Source organism: Streptomyces sp. ITFR-21 (assembly GCF_031844685.1).
In the GTDB taxonomy this organism is placed as follows: Bacteria; Actinomycetota; Actinomycetes; order Streptomycetales; family Streptomycetaceae; genus Actinacidiphila.
Genome location: NZ_CP134605.1, coordinates 2,984,063 through 2,997,912 on the forward strand (window position 1 = coordinate 2,984,063; position 13,850 = coordinate 2,997,912).

Genomic DNA, 13,850 nt, shown 5'->3' on the forward strand with positions numbered 1-13,850 from the left:
CAGCAAGGCTAGCCACTCGCGGGGACACGATGTGCCCGGGACTGCTCCTGTGACACAGCTCAGGGACAGGCAGCCGGCCACGTCGGAGGCCGAAGCGGTCACCTGTTCCCCGACCTCGCTCGAAGGCGACCTCGCTCGAAGGCCGGGGGGCGGGGGCGTGCGGGCAGATTGGCCGAGTAACCGCACGGGCGGTATGGTCAATGGTATGGCAACCAAGAAGTACACCGTGACGCTGCCGGAGGAGCTGGCCGAGGAGATCCGCTCCGAGGTCGGCCCCGGCGGCTTCAGCCGTTATGTCACACAGGCTGTCGAGCGCCAGCGGGAGCGGGAGCGGTTGCACGAAGCCGTGGACTGGTGGGAATCCGAGTACGGCGAGGCCACGGCCGAGGAATTGGCCGAGGCAGAGGCCGAGCGCAGAGAGATCGAGCGGGCGCACGCGGAGCGGGCGCGCAAGGTGGTCAATCCGCCCGGAGCTGCCGCGTGAGCGACGGGCAGGTCTACCTGCTCGACAGCGAGGGCCTGTCCCAGTGGGTACGCGGCGACCGCCGCATGGGTGCCCGGATCAAGGACGCCGATCGCTCGGACATCCCCGTGGTCACGACCTCGATGACCCTCGTCGAGGCCTATCACGCCAAGCTACACCGGCCGGCCTGGCGGTGGGCGCTGTCGCGCTTGCGCGTGGAACCGGTGACCGAGCAGATCGCCGATGCCGCCATCGACCTCCTTCAGGACGCCGGGCTGCACGGGCACGAATACGCGACCGACGCCGCACTGGCCGCCGTGGCCCTGCGGCAGCCCGGCCGGGTCACGATCTTCACGTCCGACGAGGACGACATGCGCAAGCTCTGCGGCGACCGCGTCGTGATGGTGAAGCTATGACGCAGACGCCTCGGCCCCGCATCCGCGTCCAAGGTGATGAAACAGGTCAGGCCACTGATCTCTGGGAGCCGTCTGGGAGCCGAACCGCTCCCCGGGTCCCCGCGGGACCGCCCCAGCCCCACTCAGCCCAACCCTCTGACCTGCGGCAACGCCGAACGCCCAGCCAGCGCCCACGGTTCGACGGCATTCGGGACGAAGAGGCCGTGGGTGCAAATCCCGCCACCCCGACGGCACAGCAGCAGGTCAGGGGCCTTCAGGAGACATCCTGTCGGGCCCCTGACCTGTGTGTAGGCGTCAGGTACAGCAACTACTGTGGCCCCGCTGACGTGGCCTACGTGTGGCTTTGTCGTCGGACCGTCGTTTCCCGGGCAGAGCGGCGGCTTGGTGTTGCGTTTCGGATCAGCGGGGGCGCCAGGCCCTGAGCAGTTCTTCTGGACTGTAGGTTGCCCGCAGTCCGGAGCAGGTCGCGCCGCTTCGGGAGACCGCGACAAGCGGGATCGTTTCGTCGGTGAGGGCGGCCCGGTGCTTGTGCAGGGCCGCCAGGTCGTGGGCGTCGAACGGGGCCGTCTCAAGCCACTTGACCGATCCCAGGAACAGCAACCGCCTCGCCACGGGCTGCCGGCCGGCACCCACCAGATCGGTCTCGACATCGTTGCTGCGTGTCCAGTAGCCGCCGACAGCGGGGGCGGCGGGCAGTTCGCCGTCCGGCAGGATCCGGGCAAGGGACTCCCGGACCAGGGGTTCGACAGCACGTCCCCGCCATCTGCTCCACTGTTCCCTGATGCGGGCCAAGGTGAGGTCTCCCCGCATGCGCACGATCTCTGCCATGTGCGGATCGAGGAACGCCAGCCAGAAGCGGAGATAGGGGTCCGCCACCCGGTGGCGGCGCTCTTTCGAAGGGTGTAGCGAGATCGGAAGTTCTGCCGCCACGACACGCTTGTCGATCAGCAGGTCAGATGCCCTGGCGAGCGTGCCGTGGGCGATGCCGCCGGCGGCCCGCGCGATGTTGGTGAAGGTCCGCTCGCCCGATCCGATCGCCCGTAGTACGTCCCTGCCCGTCGTCCGCGGAGGGAACCCGGCGGCGAGCGATCGCTCCGCCGAGACCAGGAGAGCGGAGATGGGGTTTTCCAGCGCCGCATCCAGGAAGTCCCACATGGAGGCCCCGGCCGGCCACTCCCGGCAGATGAGCGGCAGCCCGCCGGTGATGAGTGCGGCGTCGAAAGCAGCAGCCGGCCCCAAGTCGGGCATTTCGCTGATGTCTGCCGGAGTCAGCGGCCCCACGACCATCTCCCGCCCGCGCTGGTGGAACGGGCGGTCGTAGCTGTTGAGCGCTTCCATCATCGACAGATCCGAGCCGACCAGCAGCAACAGGACGGGCTTGCGGCTGAGCAATCGGTCCCAGGCGCGTTGGAGCATCTTTTTCGAAGGCGTCGACGCGCTCCATGAGATACGGTACTTCATCGATCACGACCACACTCGGGGTGTCATCGGGCAGGATCTCCGCCAAGAGCCGGAAGGCCGCGTTCCACTGGCTCGGCGCCTCCTCGGCGAAGAGAGAGCTCCCCGGCGGGGTGACCTGCTCAGATGACCTCATCGACCACCCTGCCGAGATTTCCGGACGGAGAGGCCGTGGGTTCAGATTTCGCCATTTCGAAGGGTCGGCTGGTGGATCGGCCGGACCGAACCGACGGGCTTCGCGGTCGGCGGCCCGGCGGCCGGCGGCCGGCGGCCGGCGATGAGATGCCTGTGCGGCCCGGCGGCCCGCTCCGTCGCGCGCGCGTCGTTGCCGGTGGTCTGGCCGCCTCAGTCGTCGCAGGCCACCGGCGACGGGAAGGGCGCGGTGGAGGAACGGTCAGGGCCGAGCGGGGCCGAGGCGGGTCAGGGCGTGGTGACCGGGTCGACGTAGGTGCCCGGGTGGGTGGCGGCGTCTTGGCGGAGGATGCTGCTGCCGGGCCAGGTGAGGGTGGCGGAGGCGGTGTCGTCGGGCGCGGTGATGACGACGCTCGTCGCGTTGAACTCCTCGCCGGAGCCCGCCTGCCAGGGGAGGTAGGTGATGACGAAGCTCGCGGTGGCGCCGGAGGTGAGAGTGACGGTGGAGGGGGTCTTGGCGGTGCGGACGAGGGACCAGGTGTCCGCGGCCCTGAGGTCCACGCCCGGGAAGCCCTTGACGGTGCAGGTCGATCCGCCGCTGTTCGTCATCAGGACCTCGAGGTGCTGCTGGTCGTCGGAACTGCTGTAGGCGCCGTCGCCGTTGCCGAAGGAGAACGTCAGGTCGGCGGTACGGCAGCGGCCGACGGTGGCGGCGGGCTTGTCGGCGGAGGAGGACACCTCCGTGCCGGCGGGGTCGGGCTTCGCGCCGGCCGTCTTTGTCCCGGCCGGTCCACCCGTGGTGGGGGCGGCCCCGGGGGCGGACGTGTCAGTCGGCGCGGACGCCGACACCGAGGCCGACGTGTCCGCCGACGTGGCCGCCCCCGAGTCGCAGGCGGAGAGCCCGAGAGCCGCGACTACGGCGGTGGCGGCGACGACGGCGGTGCGCAGGGCACGAGGCACGGTTTCTCCCGGTGATCGGACACGGTGGCGAGGTGACGACCAGTATCAGCGCCGATGGGCAACAGCCCTGTCATCGGTTCTTCCTGACTGAACGACAGTCCTGGAGCCCGCTGCCAGCCACGGATCCGGGTCTCGCGGAACCATGTGCCGACCGTCGCCGGGCAGGCTGAACAGGCCCGTCCCGGGGCTGCGTTCGCTTCTGGTAGGACAGACCTTCCGAGCCCGGCACCCCACCCCTTGAAGGCAGCGACGTGACCGACCTTTCAGCGCTCTTCGCCCGCGTGCGCAGCCGGGCCGAGCGGCAGAACACGGAGCTTCCGCCGTGCGCGGGCGAACAGGACGTCGCGCGGGCCGAGTCCGATCTCGGCTTCGCGCTGCCGCCGGTCCTGAGCGGGCTGTACCGCCGGGTCGCCAACGGGGGCTTCGGGCCCGAGTACCTGTTGTTTCCGCTGACGGGGCACGGGCGGACCGCGGTCGCGGAGTACGGTCCGCTCCGCACGGCCGCCTCCGCGTACTGGCCCCACGGTGTCCTGCCGATCCTGGACTGGGGCTGCGGCATGTACGCCGCCGTCGACTGCCTCCACCCCGACGGGCAGGTCCTGGTCTTCGAGCCGAACGCCGGCCCGGACGACTGGGCCGACGCCTGGTTCCAGGACTCGCCGTCCCTCGCGCAGTGGCTGCTCAACTGGCTGAACGGGACCGGCTGGTGGGAGGAGGACGGCACGGTGTCCGACGACGCGGCAGCACTCCAGCCGCAGCCCTGGCCCGACGCCGCCCGGCGCCTCGCCGGAGCCGGCCGGAGATGAGGCCCGGAGCCCGGAGCCGGCCCGGCGAGGGCGAACCGCACCGGTGCCCCCGTACGGCCCGGCCGCGGCCGGCCGGCCGCCGCCAAGCGCACACGCCCCGCTCCCCCGCACGGCGCCCCCGCTCCCGAACGCCCCAATGCCTTAACGCGCAGGCTGTTTACACCCTGTCGATCCGCTGTTACCTTCCCCGCATGGGAGCGCTCCCATGCGCTCTCCCCCCACCCCCCCCGGTGCCGGCTGCGCGGTGGACCACGGCGTCGGGGACGTTGCCGGAAAGGTCACCACCTTGAAGAAAGACTTGAACAGGACCAGCAGGAAACTCTCCTTATTCGGCGTCCTCGCCACGCTGATCGCGGCGCTCTGCGTCGTCTTCCTCGGGCAGGACGCCGCGCAGGCACACGGTGTCGCGATGATGCCCGGGTCGCGTACGTACCTGTGCTACGAGGACGCCCTGACGTCCACGGGCGCGCTCACCCCCACCAATCCGGCCTGCGCCGCGGCGGTGGCCCAGAGCGGAACGACGCCGCTGTACAACTGGTTCGCGGTGCTCGACTCCAACGCGGGCGGGCGGGGCCAGGGTTACGTGCCGGACGGGACGATCTGCAGCGCGGGCGACAAGTCGCCGTACGACTTCTCCGCGTACAACGCGGCCCGGAGCGACTGGCCGCGGACGCACCTGACGTCCGGTTCCACGATCCAGACGCAGTACAGCAACTGGGCCGCGCACCCTGGCACGTTCAAGGTGTACGTCACCAAGCAGGGCTGGGCGCCGACCACTCCGCTGGCCTGGGCCGACCTGGAGCAGATCGGGAGCATCACCAACCCGCCCTCGGTGGGTTCGCCGGGCACTGACGGCGGCCACTACTACTGGGACCTGACGCTGCCGGCCAACCGGTCGGGCGACGCCCTGATCTTCATCCAGTGGGTCCGCTCGGACAGCAACGAGAACTTCTTCTCCTGCTCCGACATCGCCTTCGACGGCGGCAACGGCGAGGTCACCGGCATCAACAACGGCGGCACGACGCAGCCCCCGACCTCGCAGCCGCCCACCACCGAGCCGCCCACCACCGAGCCGCCCACCACCGAGCCGCCCACCACCGAGCCGCCGACCTCCCCGCCGCCCACGACCATGCCTCCTGTCGACGGCGCCTGCATGGCGACGTACGCGGTGTCCAACGTCTGGAGCGGCGGCTTCCAGGCAGAGGTCACGGTCATGAACCACGGCACCTCGCCGTCGGGCCACTGGCAGGTGAACTGGACGCCCGGCAGCGGAACACAGATCACCACGCTGTGGAACGGCACCCTGTCCAGCAGCGGCGGCACGGTGAGCGTCGCCAACGCTGCCTACAACGGCACGATCGCCCCGGACGGTTCGACCACCTTCGGCTTCACGGCCAACTCGACCGGCAACAACCTTCCCAACGGCTCGATCACGTGCACGTTCGCGTGACGCTGACGCGCTGACGCGCTGACGCGCTGACGCGCTGACGCCATCGCCCGCGCCGTCGCCCGCTTGGCGCGGCGCGATGCCCGCCCCGTACGACCCTGCGGCCGTACGGGGCGGACGTGCGAGGCAGCCGTACGAGGCGGACGTACGCCGGGAGCCGCCCCCCTCCGCGCCCGGCGACGGCCGCCGCCACAAACCGGGCTGGGCCCGCGAAGCCAGGGCACGCTTGAGGCATGGACGGCAGCGCGCGTGGCACAGGAGGCGGCCCGGCGTTCGTGCTGGGCGGCGGGGGCGCCTGGGAGCGTACGAAGTCGGCATGCTCAAGGCGCTGTTCGCCGCGGGGGTCAAACCGAACCTGGTGCTGGGCACTTCCGTCGGAGCGGTCAACGGGGCCGCCGTGGCCGCCGATCCGTCGGAGAACTCGGTGCGCCGCCTGATCGACCTCCGAGGGAACGCGGGAGACCGAGGGGCCGCCGTCCTCCCCGGCTCAGTCGGGGAAACGGCCGCAGAGCCGGTCGCCCGGGGCCGCCGGCAGCCGGCTCCAACGGGCCGCGAGCGCCCTGAAGTCCTCCTCGCGCAGATGGCCGTCGCCGTCCGCGTTGAACGCGGCGAACATCCCCCTGAGCTTGCGCTCCTGAAGCGCGGAGGGCGTCGACGGCGTCGAGGACGGCGGGATCCCGACCTGGTAGCGGCTGCCCGGTTGGCGGGTGCCGCCGCTCGCCGGCGGCGAACCCGTGGCGGGGGCGGGCGGGTACGGGTACGGGTGGGGAAGCGCCGCGCGGAGGAGGGCGGGGTGGGGCGGGGGGCGGGGTCACCAGGCGGGGTAGCGGGGGAGCCAGGTGGGGTCCCAGGCGGCGGTGTAGGCGGTGCCGCTGGGGGAGGTGGCGGCTTCGGTCAGGAGATCCCGCGCCAGGGTGTCCAGCACCCAGGCGAGTTCGTGGCGGCTCGACAGGTCGACGGGGAGGGCCTCGACACCGTGTGCGGCGCCGAGGAGTGCTCCGGTCACGCAGGCGACGGAGTCGGGGTAGGGCGCGCTCGCCGCGAAACCGAGCGCGGCTCCGACGTCGGCGCGGGCGGGGAACGAGGCCGTCACGTAGAGGGCGCCGAGCAACGCCGCGGGAGCCGTGGCGTCCGGGGCGAGCCGGGCGAGCCGTCGTGCGTCGCCGGGCTGGTCGAGGGCCTGTTGGAGGGCCGCCAGGAGGCTGTCGTGGCTGTCGTGCCCTTCGTCGGCTAACTGGAGGCCGGCGGACGGGAGTCGGCCGAGGGCCGCCCGAATGGCCTGCGGCGCCGGTCTGTTGGGGACGGCGGGGTGGGTCAGGAGGTAGTGGACCAGGAAGGCCGCCCGGGTGGTCGCGGACCGCGCGGCCGCGTCGCCGTGGGTGAGTGCGGCGATCTCCCCTGCCTGGGCGACCCCGTTCATGCCGGCGATCGCGACCGGCAGGGTGCGGGCCAGCGCGTGCCAGCCCCGGCTCGGGGTGGCCATCCGCTCGGGTCCTTCGCCGATCCGGGACAGCGCGGTGACCGTCGCCGGTGCGCTGCCGCGGCGTTCGGCCAGCGCGGGCACGTGTGCCAGCCAACCGTCCGGCCACGCCGTGCTGTTGCCGGAGGGGGCCCAGTGGCGCCGCATCTTCTCCGTCTCGATGCCCTGCACGGCCGCCCAGCGGCAGTAGGCGTGCAGGACGACCGACGGGGGATGGCAGATCCCCTTGTGGCTTGAGCGCACCATCGCGCGCAGGATGCCCTCGGCGGTGAAGCAGGCGAGCTGGGTACTCACGCCGGCCCGCAGCACCCCGCCGGCCGGCGGGGTGCCGTGGGCCGTCCCCAGCGTGTCCCCGAGTGCCAGCCCGAGCAGCATCCCGCGGGCCCGGGACTGCGCCGTCAGGAACGCCCTGTGCTGATCGCTGTCGTCGGCCACGACAATCCGCTTCCCCTCGATGTCGGAAAGTGAGCATCCGGACGATAGTCGCTCCTGCTTGCTCATCCCAGCAGGCGTACACGCGTACGGGCTCCGGCAGTTGGTACGCGGAAGTCGTCGCCGCCACCCAGTACGTGCGCGGGGACGTCCGGCAGGCGCCGAGCCGGGGCGCCGCATCCTCGCGGCCCGGCCGCTCCGCCCGACTGCGCGCGGAATGCGGGCTTTTCGGCTACGCGGCGGGACTGCGCGCTTCGTACGACACGTCGGCCGGTGCAGCGTGCGTACCTGCCGGGCCCACGCGCCGTACCGCCCGGGTGGCCGCGGCCGTAGCGGTCCCGGTCAGCCGGGTCGCCCCGGCTGCCCTCATCAACCGGCTGCCGCGCCCAACAGGAGCCGCGGCCCGCGGTCACCCGGCCGCACCGCCACCCGGGTCAGCGCACGCGGACGTACATACGGGGGCCCGCCGTGTTTACGTGGGGCGGGCCGGGGGTTCACCGGCCGGCTGACCGGGATGACCTCGAAGTCCGCCCGGGAGCCCGGGAGCGCGGTCCGGATGGGCGGGAAGGGAGCCCGGGAACGCCGGGGCGGTGCCCGGCATCCGGGGCCCGGAAGGGCGGTCCGGGGGCGGGGGTTCGGGCTCAGGTGGTGGATAGGGCCTCGCCCAGCGTGGCGTGCGGAGTGCCCCCGAGGGCGTGGTGCAGTGCTACGGCGCGGGAGCGGACGAGGCCCTCGCGATAGGGCTGGGGCAGGCGCTGCCAGACGGCAACGGCCCGGTCGGCCGCGGCGGCCGAGTCGCCGTCGGCGTGCAGGCAGGCGGCGGCGTCCATCTCCAGAAGGGCGCGGGTTATGACGGAGGGGCCGACGGTGAGGGCGAAGGCCGCCGTCTGTTCGGCGTACGCCTCTTCGGTACGGCCCATCAGCGTGAACGCCCGCGAGAGGTGGACGTGGTGCTTCTGGAGCGGGTAGCCGAACCAGGTGTCGGCGGACTGGGTGCCGTCGAGGCGTTCGGCGATCCGGCGGGCGTCGGCGACCGCGGCCAGGGCTCCCCTGTCGTTGCCGACCGAGGCGAGGGCCCGCGCGGTGACCGCGGCGGCCAGTGCCGCGGCGGCGGACGGGGTCGGCCCGGCCACGGCGCGGGCCCGGACGGCGAGGGCGGCGGCGGCCATCGGGGCACCGTAGTTGAGCGGGACCATCGCGTGCCGGGCCAGCACCCAGGCGAGCATCCACCGGTCGCCGGACTCGCCGGCCGCCTGCTCGGCGGTGGCGAACCAGCCGTGGGACTCGCGCTGTTCGCTGCGGTCGTGCTGAATGATGGCCACCAGGCCGGTGATTCCGGCGGCGGTACGGGCGAGGTCGGCGCGCGCCGCCGCGGCGTGCGGTCGGCTGAGGACGTCCCGCAGCAGGTCGAGGTCGCCGCGCATCTGGGCCAGGACGAAGGTCGGCGGGCGACCGCGGTAACCGCCGCGGTGCCGCTCGAACGCGCCGTTCAGGTAGGCGAGATCGCCGGCGTCGGAGTCGGACAGGGCGGCGTCGATGCCCTTGCGCGACTCCGCGATGCCGGGCAGCACCACCACGCCGGTCGCCGCCGCTGCCGCCGCGCCCGTGGCCGCTACCGCCGCCGCGCCGAAGAACCGTCGTCGGTCCACCGCCGTGCCCTCCTCTCCCTGCCCGCCGGCCGCCTGGCGCTGCAGCCTGCGCCACCGCTTGCTCACCGCCACCGCCCGGACGATCTCGGCCACCGGCACGCCGTATCCCCGGGCCAGCAGCTCGTGCCGGGCGGGGATCGGCAAACGACGCTCGGTCTCCCAGCGTTTCAGGTTCTCCGGGTCGAACCAACGCCCGCCCTGGGCCTCTTCGAGGACCAGCGCCTGCTCCTCGCGGGTGCGTCCGGCCGATTCACGCATCGCCCGCAGCATGGCGCCAATTCCGTCCGGAGCCATCATGCCCGCCTCCCGTGTACCTCAACGTCACGCGAACGATCGATCCCGGCCCCCCGACGCGGCCCCCCGCGGGAAACGCACCCCTGCCCGGCACCGGCAATCATGTGCGGCGGGCAGTTGACTGGAGGTCGGAACAGCGGATACGGCACACGATCGGGCGAATTCCGTCCCCCCGCGCATGCCGCGCCCGCTCCTCCATGGCGGCCTACACCGGTCAAAGGGGCCTTCGTCATGCGCGCCTACAGCAGCAGGTTCTCCGTGGTCAGCGATCCCTCGTCGGTGCCGGCCGCCCGCCGGCGGGTCCGCGGCCTGGTGACCGGCTGGGGGCTGCGGCTGGACGAGGAGAGCCGCGTCGTACTGGCCACCGTCGTCTCGGAGTTGGTCACCAACGCCGTGGAGCACAGCGGCGCCCGCGAGTTCACCGTCAAAGTGCGGGCCGAACCGGTAGCCCGCCGGATCGTCGTCGAGGTCCACGACGGCTGCGCGGCGCTGCCACGGCTGCTCGCCGCCGACGACGACGCTGAAGGCGGCCGGGGGATGTGGCTGGTCAGCCAACTGGCCGCCGCCTGCGGCGCCGAACCCGTCAGACGCGGCAAGCGGGTCTGGGCCGCCGTCGCCATCCCCGAACAGCCCTTCGCCCGGCGCCAGTTCCTTCGCCCTGGCCGGGCCGGCCGGGCGCTCGGCGGCCGGCCGGCCCGGCCCCGACGCCGGCCGATACCGGCCGCGGCCGGTAGGCGGCCCCCCGCGCCCAGGACGCCCAGGAAGCCAGCACCCGCGTACGCCCCCGCAGGCCCGCAGAGCCCGCAGGCCCGCAGAGCCCGTAGGCCCGCAGAGCCCGTAGGCCCGCCGCGGGCGGTGTCAGCTCACCAGGAACACCGGCCGGCGCCGCACGCTCCCGTCCGTGAACGTGTCCGCCTCCTCGTCCAGGCCCGCCGTGCGCAGGCTGGTGATCACGTCCGTGGAGTCGATCCGGCGCTTGCGGCCGACGTACCCCAGCAGCTGCCGGATGTCCTCGTGCCCGGCGCCCGCGTCCTTGAGCGCCTGGACGGCCGAGGGGACGCGGCGGTCCGGCAGGCAGTCGGGGCTCAGCAGCGCCCGCATCTCGATCTCCAGCACGGCGGGCAGGTACGTGGCCCCGTGCACCTGCGGCAGCCGTACGAACTCCTCCCAGCCGAAGGAGGCGAGCACCGCGCTCTCCACGACGCCGCGCAGCTCGCCGTACCGGTGGGCGGACAGCAGGCGGCCGACCAGGGCCATGATCTGCCGGGTGTCGCGGCGCTCCGCAAGGCCCGCGATCAGCTCGCGGACCGCCTTGCGCCACTCCTGCGCGGCGTCGGGCCGGCGTTGCAGGGCGAGGATCAGTTCGGCGATCTCGGCGCCGTCGGCCTTGCGCTCGCCGAGGACGGCGACGGCCTGCCGGAAGAGCTGTTTGGCCACGCCCGGGTACGCGGTGTCGGTGAACCGCCAGGCCAGCTCCTCCATCCGCGGTATCGGCCAGGTCTCCGCGACGGCGGCGCCGACCACCTTCTCGCCGTCGTCGATCCGGCTGCGGGCCCACAGGGTGAGTTCGTACGCCTGTTCCACCGTGCAGTTCTGCGCCATGACCCGCAGGACGCGGTTGAGTTGGTCCGCGCCGGGCCGCCGGCTGCGGCGGAAGAGGTCCAGGCTCTCGCTGAAGGAGCCGGGCCGGACGTGCGCGACGGCACTGTGCAGCACGGTCGCCGCCTCCTCCCGCAGGCCGCGGTCGTGCAGCAGGATGAAGAGGTGCAGGACGTTGTCGGCGCGGGTGTCGCCGACGATGTGCGCGACCGCGTCGGCCACCAGGCCGGGTTGGCCCAGCGTGCTCAGCCGGTGCACGAGGTCCGCGACCGCCTCGCCGTCGCCGCGCAGGGCGCGGGCGAGCAGCTCGTCGACCGCGTCCCGGTCCCCGTACCCGTCGAACAGGACGAGCGCCGAGGCCAGTTCGGGGACGGGCAGCCGGCTGACCAGCTCGATCAGGGATCGCGCCGTCGCCGGGGCCGGGCGGCCCGAGTGCCGCAGTACCAACAGCATGTGGCAGACGTCGCGTACGGTACCGGCGGCCACGGCCGTGGTCAGCAGGAGATCCGCCACCGGGCTGCTCCCGGCCTCCAGGATCCGCAGCAGCTCGGCGAGGAACGCGGGCGGGCGGCGCCTGACCAGGGTGCGCAGGACGGCGCCGGCGGCAAGGGGGTCCGGATCCGCTGCGCGGGCGGGGCGCTCGGGGCCGGTGGCGGTGGCGGGGCGCTCAGGGCCGGAGCCGGGCGCACGGGCCGATCGCGGCTGCGGAGCCGGTCCCGCGCCCGGCCCCTGGGCCGGTTCCGCAACCGGTCCTGCGCCCGGCCCCTGGGCCGACTCGCCATGTCGCTCTGGTCCCGGGCCCGGCCGCGGGGCCGGCTCCCCGGCCGGCTCCTGGCTCAGCTCCCGTTCCAGCAACTCGGCCACGTCCCGCGCCGGCCGGTTGGCGGCGGCCGACTCCACCAGCACGACGGCGAGTTCGCCCGCACCCCGGTCGGTCAGCCGTGCCGCCAGGTCGAGTACGGCCGCCGGCGCCGCCGCCACGGCGACCCGTTCCATGATGCCGGCCGCCGCGATCCGGCCGCGCGGCGCGGCGGGCCCGGCGCGGTCCCGGCCGCTCACGGACCACAGCTGAGCGGCGACCTCGGCGAGCCGTTCGGTGGAGAGCGCGGCGAGCAACCGGTCGCGCGGCGAAGGCGGTACGGCGGCGGGCGGCTCGCCGGCAACCGGGCCGGGGGCGGCGAAAGCTGCCGACGTGCCGGTGTCCGGACCGGAGTAGAGGCCGGCGTCCGACCCGGCGGCCGGGCCCGCGGCGAGCCCCATGGTCAGGCCCGGGTCCGGCCCGGCGGTCGCCTCCGCCGCGAACGCGGCGTTGAGGACCGCGTCCCGCCCGGCGGTCAGGCCCCCGTCCGGCCCGGCGGCCGGCACCGCCGCGAACCCGGGACCCGAGCCCGCGTCCAGTCCCGCCAGCAGCTCGACCAGCCGGCCCACCTCCCAGTCGCTCGCCGCCGCCTTCGTCGACAGAGCGCCGGCGAGCCGTCGGCACTCCGCGCAGTCCCTGCCGTACAACGCCCGCACCGTCGCCGCGAAGCGCTCCGCTGAGGCACCGGCGAGCGCGCCGAACAGCAGGTCGAGGCCCGGCGTCCCGTCCCCGCCGGCGGCGTCCGCTGCCACATCGCCCGCCACATCGCCCGCCACATCGCCCGCCACATCGCCCGCCGCGCCGCCCGCCGCGCCGCGCAGCACGTCGTCGTGCAGCAGGTGCGTCACCGTCCCGAACTCCGCCTCGTCCCGCAGCGCGACGACGCTGCCGACGGTGGCCGCCGCGAGTTCGGAACGGCCCAGCGCGGAGAAGGCCCGGACGAGAGCGGCGGCATCGGGGAGTTCGCGGCGCCCGACGAAGGCGTCGAGCCTGCCGCGGCTCTCGGCCGACTCCCCCTGCTCGGCGCCGAGATCGGCCACGTCCTTGGCGTACGCCGCGGGCTCGGCCGAGGTGTCCGGCGCCTGCGGGAGCTGGGCGGGCCCGAGGAACGGGAACGGCTGGTGAAGCCGGGCGGGCGGCGACTGCCCGGCCCGCGGGTGCAGGTTGCGGAAGATCGGCCGGTTGCCGGCACTGTCGCTGCCGCGCATCCCCGGCTGCGGCATGTCGTAGCTCCGCAGCCGGGTTTCCAGCGCCCGGAACACGTCGTGGATCGTGAGCAGTCCGGGCGCTTCCTCGATGCCCCCGTTCAGCACCTCCAGCAGAGCGCCGGCGAAGGCGGTGTAGCCGGTGCCCCGCCACTTGGCGACGGCCTCCATCCGGTACTCCGTCGCCACCAGCGTGCACACACCGGGCAGGTCCTGCTGGATCGGGTCGGTGAGCCGGCCGAGATAGGAGTCGTCGGCGTAGCAGCAGTCGAGGAGCAGCAGTTTCAGCGGCGCTTCCGACCGTTGCAGGATCTCCTTGACCTGGCTGAACGGGAGATGTGTGGCGAAGTGGTCGAAGTCCGCGTCGGACATGGCGAGTTTGAGCCCCGGGTCGCTGTAGAAGCGCTTGCCGTGGCAGCCGATGTAGATCAGCAGCAGACCGACCTGCGCCTTGGCCGCCTGGACCAGAGCGTCCATCGCGGCCCGTCCCCCGACGTCGCCGCTCAGGACCACCCGCCGCGCGTCGGGCAGATCCCACACGCCGTTGTCGGCGAACCGGTCGGCCAGAGCGCGCGCGCTCTCGGCCACCGAAGGGCGGTCGCCGTACCTGGGATCCGGAAACCGGGACGCTCCGATGAACAGCCCATAAG

At 73.5% G+C, this 13,850-nt stretch carries 9 protein-coding genes and 3 pseudogenes; 6 read left to right on the top strand and 6 right to left on the bottom strand.

Annotated features, from left to right (window positions below):
- The first annotated feature begins 205 nt into the window (after positions 1 to 205).
- Both RLT57_RS12980 and RLT57_RS12985 read left to right on the top strand, forming a co-directional pair.
- Entirely contained in the window at positions 206 to 484 is a 279-nt protein-coding gene (locus RLT57_RS12980; RefSeq protein ID WP_311297550.1) for a hypothetical protein, read from the top strand.
- Positions 481 to 879: a PIN domain-containing protein gene (locus RLT57_RS12985; RefSeq protein WP_311297551.1), complete on the top strand. Its 399-nt coding sequence runs from the start codon at positions 481 to 483 to the stop codon at positions 877 to 879. The genes RLT57_RS12980 and RLT57_RS12985 overlap by 4 nt, the downstream gene beginning before the upstream one ends.
- A 399-nt stretch (positions 880 to 1,278) precedes the next feature.
- On the opposite strand, the pseudogene RLT57_RS12990 reads toward RLT57_RS12985, so the two are convergent.
- Both RLT57_RS12990 and RLT57_RS12995 read right to left on the bottom strand, forming a co-directional pair.
- Positions 1,279 to 2,452 (bottom strand): annotated as a pseudogene (locus RLT57_RS12990) (ATP-binding protein); the annotation flags it as partial.
- A 305-nt stretch (positions 2,453 to 2,757) separates the two neighbouring features.
- Complete coding sequence (locus RLT57_RS12995) at positions 2,758 to 3,429, bottom strand: DUF4232 domain-containing protein (protein WP_311297552.1); 672 nt, start codon at positions 3,427 to 3,429, stop codon at positions 2,758 to 2,760.
- 251 nt (positions 3,430 to 3,680) lie between these two features.
- Between RLT57_RS12995 and RLT57_RS13000 the strand changes: the two genes are divergently transcribed.
- From RLT57_RS13000 to RLT57_RS33330, 3 genes and pseudogenes are all read left to right on the top strand, one after another.
- Positions 3,681 to 4,235: an SMI1/KNR4 family protein gene (locus RLT57_RS13000; protein ID WP_311297553.1), complete on the top strand. Its 555-nt coding sequence runs from the start codon at positions 3,681 to 3,683 to the stop codon at positions 4,233 to 4,235.
- Positions 4,236 to 4,533: 298 nt separating this feature from the next.
- Complete coding sequence (locus RLT57_RS13005; protein ID WP_311300692.1) at positions 4,534 to 5,685, top strand: lytic polysaccharide monooxygenase; 1,152 nt, start codon at positions 4,534 to 4,536, stop codon at positions 5,683 to 5,685.
- Between the two features lie 313 nt (positions 5,686 to 5,998).
- Positions 5,999 to 6,064 (top strand): annotated as a pseudogene (locus RLT57_RS33330) (hypothetical protein); the annotation flags it as partial.
- Positions 6,065 to 6,169: 105 nt separating this feature from the next.
- On the opposite strand, the gene RLT57_RS33335 reads toward RLT57_RS33330, so the two are convergent.
- From RLT57_RS33335 to RLT57_RS13020, 3 genes are all read right to left on the bottom strand, one after another.
- Positions 6,170 to 6,298, bottom strand: a complete 129-nt coding sequence (locus tag RLT57_RS33335; RefSeq protein WP_399128574.1) for a hypothetical protein — start codon at positions 6,296 to 6,298, stop codon at positions 6,170 to 6,172.
- A 195-nt stretch (positions 6,299 to 6,493) separates the two neighbouring features.
- The gene (locus RLT57_RS13015) at positions 6,494 to 7,663 is read right to left on the bottom strand and encodes an ADP-ribosylglycohydrolase family protein (protein WP_311297554.1); all 1,170 of its coding nucleotides are present in this window, start codon (positions 7,661 to 7,663) and stop codon (positions 6,494 to 6,496) included.
- Positions 7,664 to 8,235: 572 nt separating this feature from the next.
- The gene (locus RLT57_RS13020) at positions 8,236 to 9,540 is read right to left on the bottom strand and encodes a transcriptional regulator (RefSeq protein WP_311297555.1); all 1,305 of its coding nucleotides are present in this window, start codon (positions 9,538 to 9,540) and stop codon (positions 8,236 to 8,238) included.
- Positions 9,541 to 9,768: 228 nt separating this feature from the next.
- Between RLT57_RS13020 and RLT57_RS33340 the strand changes: the two are divergent.
- Positions 9,769 to 10,083 (top strand): annotated as a pseudogene (locus tag RLT57_RS33340) (ATP-binding protein); the annotation flags it as partial.
- 312 nt (positions 10,084 to 10,395) lie between these two features.
- Here RLT57_RS33340 and RLT57_RS13030 read toward each other — a convergent pair.
- Positions 10,396 to 13,788 (bottom strand): hypothetical protein, encoded by a 3,393-nt coding sequence (locus RLT57_RS13030; protein WP_311297557.1) that lies wholly within the window; start codon positions 13,786 to 13,788, stop codon positions 10,396 to 10,398.
- Between the last annotated feature and the right edge of the window lie 62 nt (positions 13,789 to 13,850).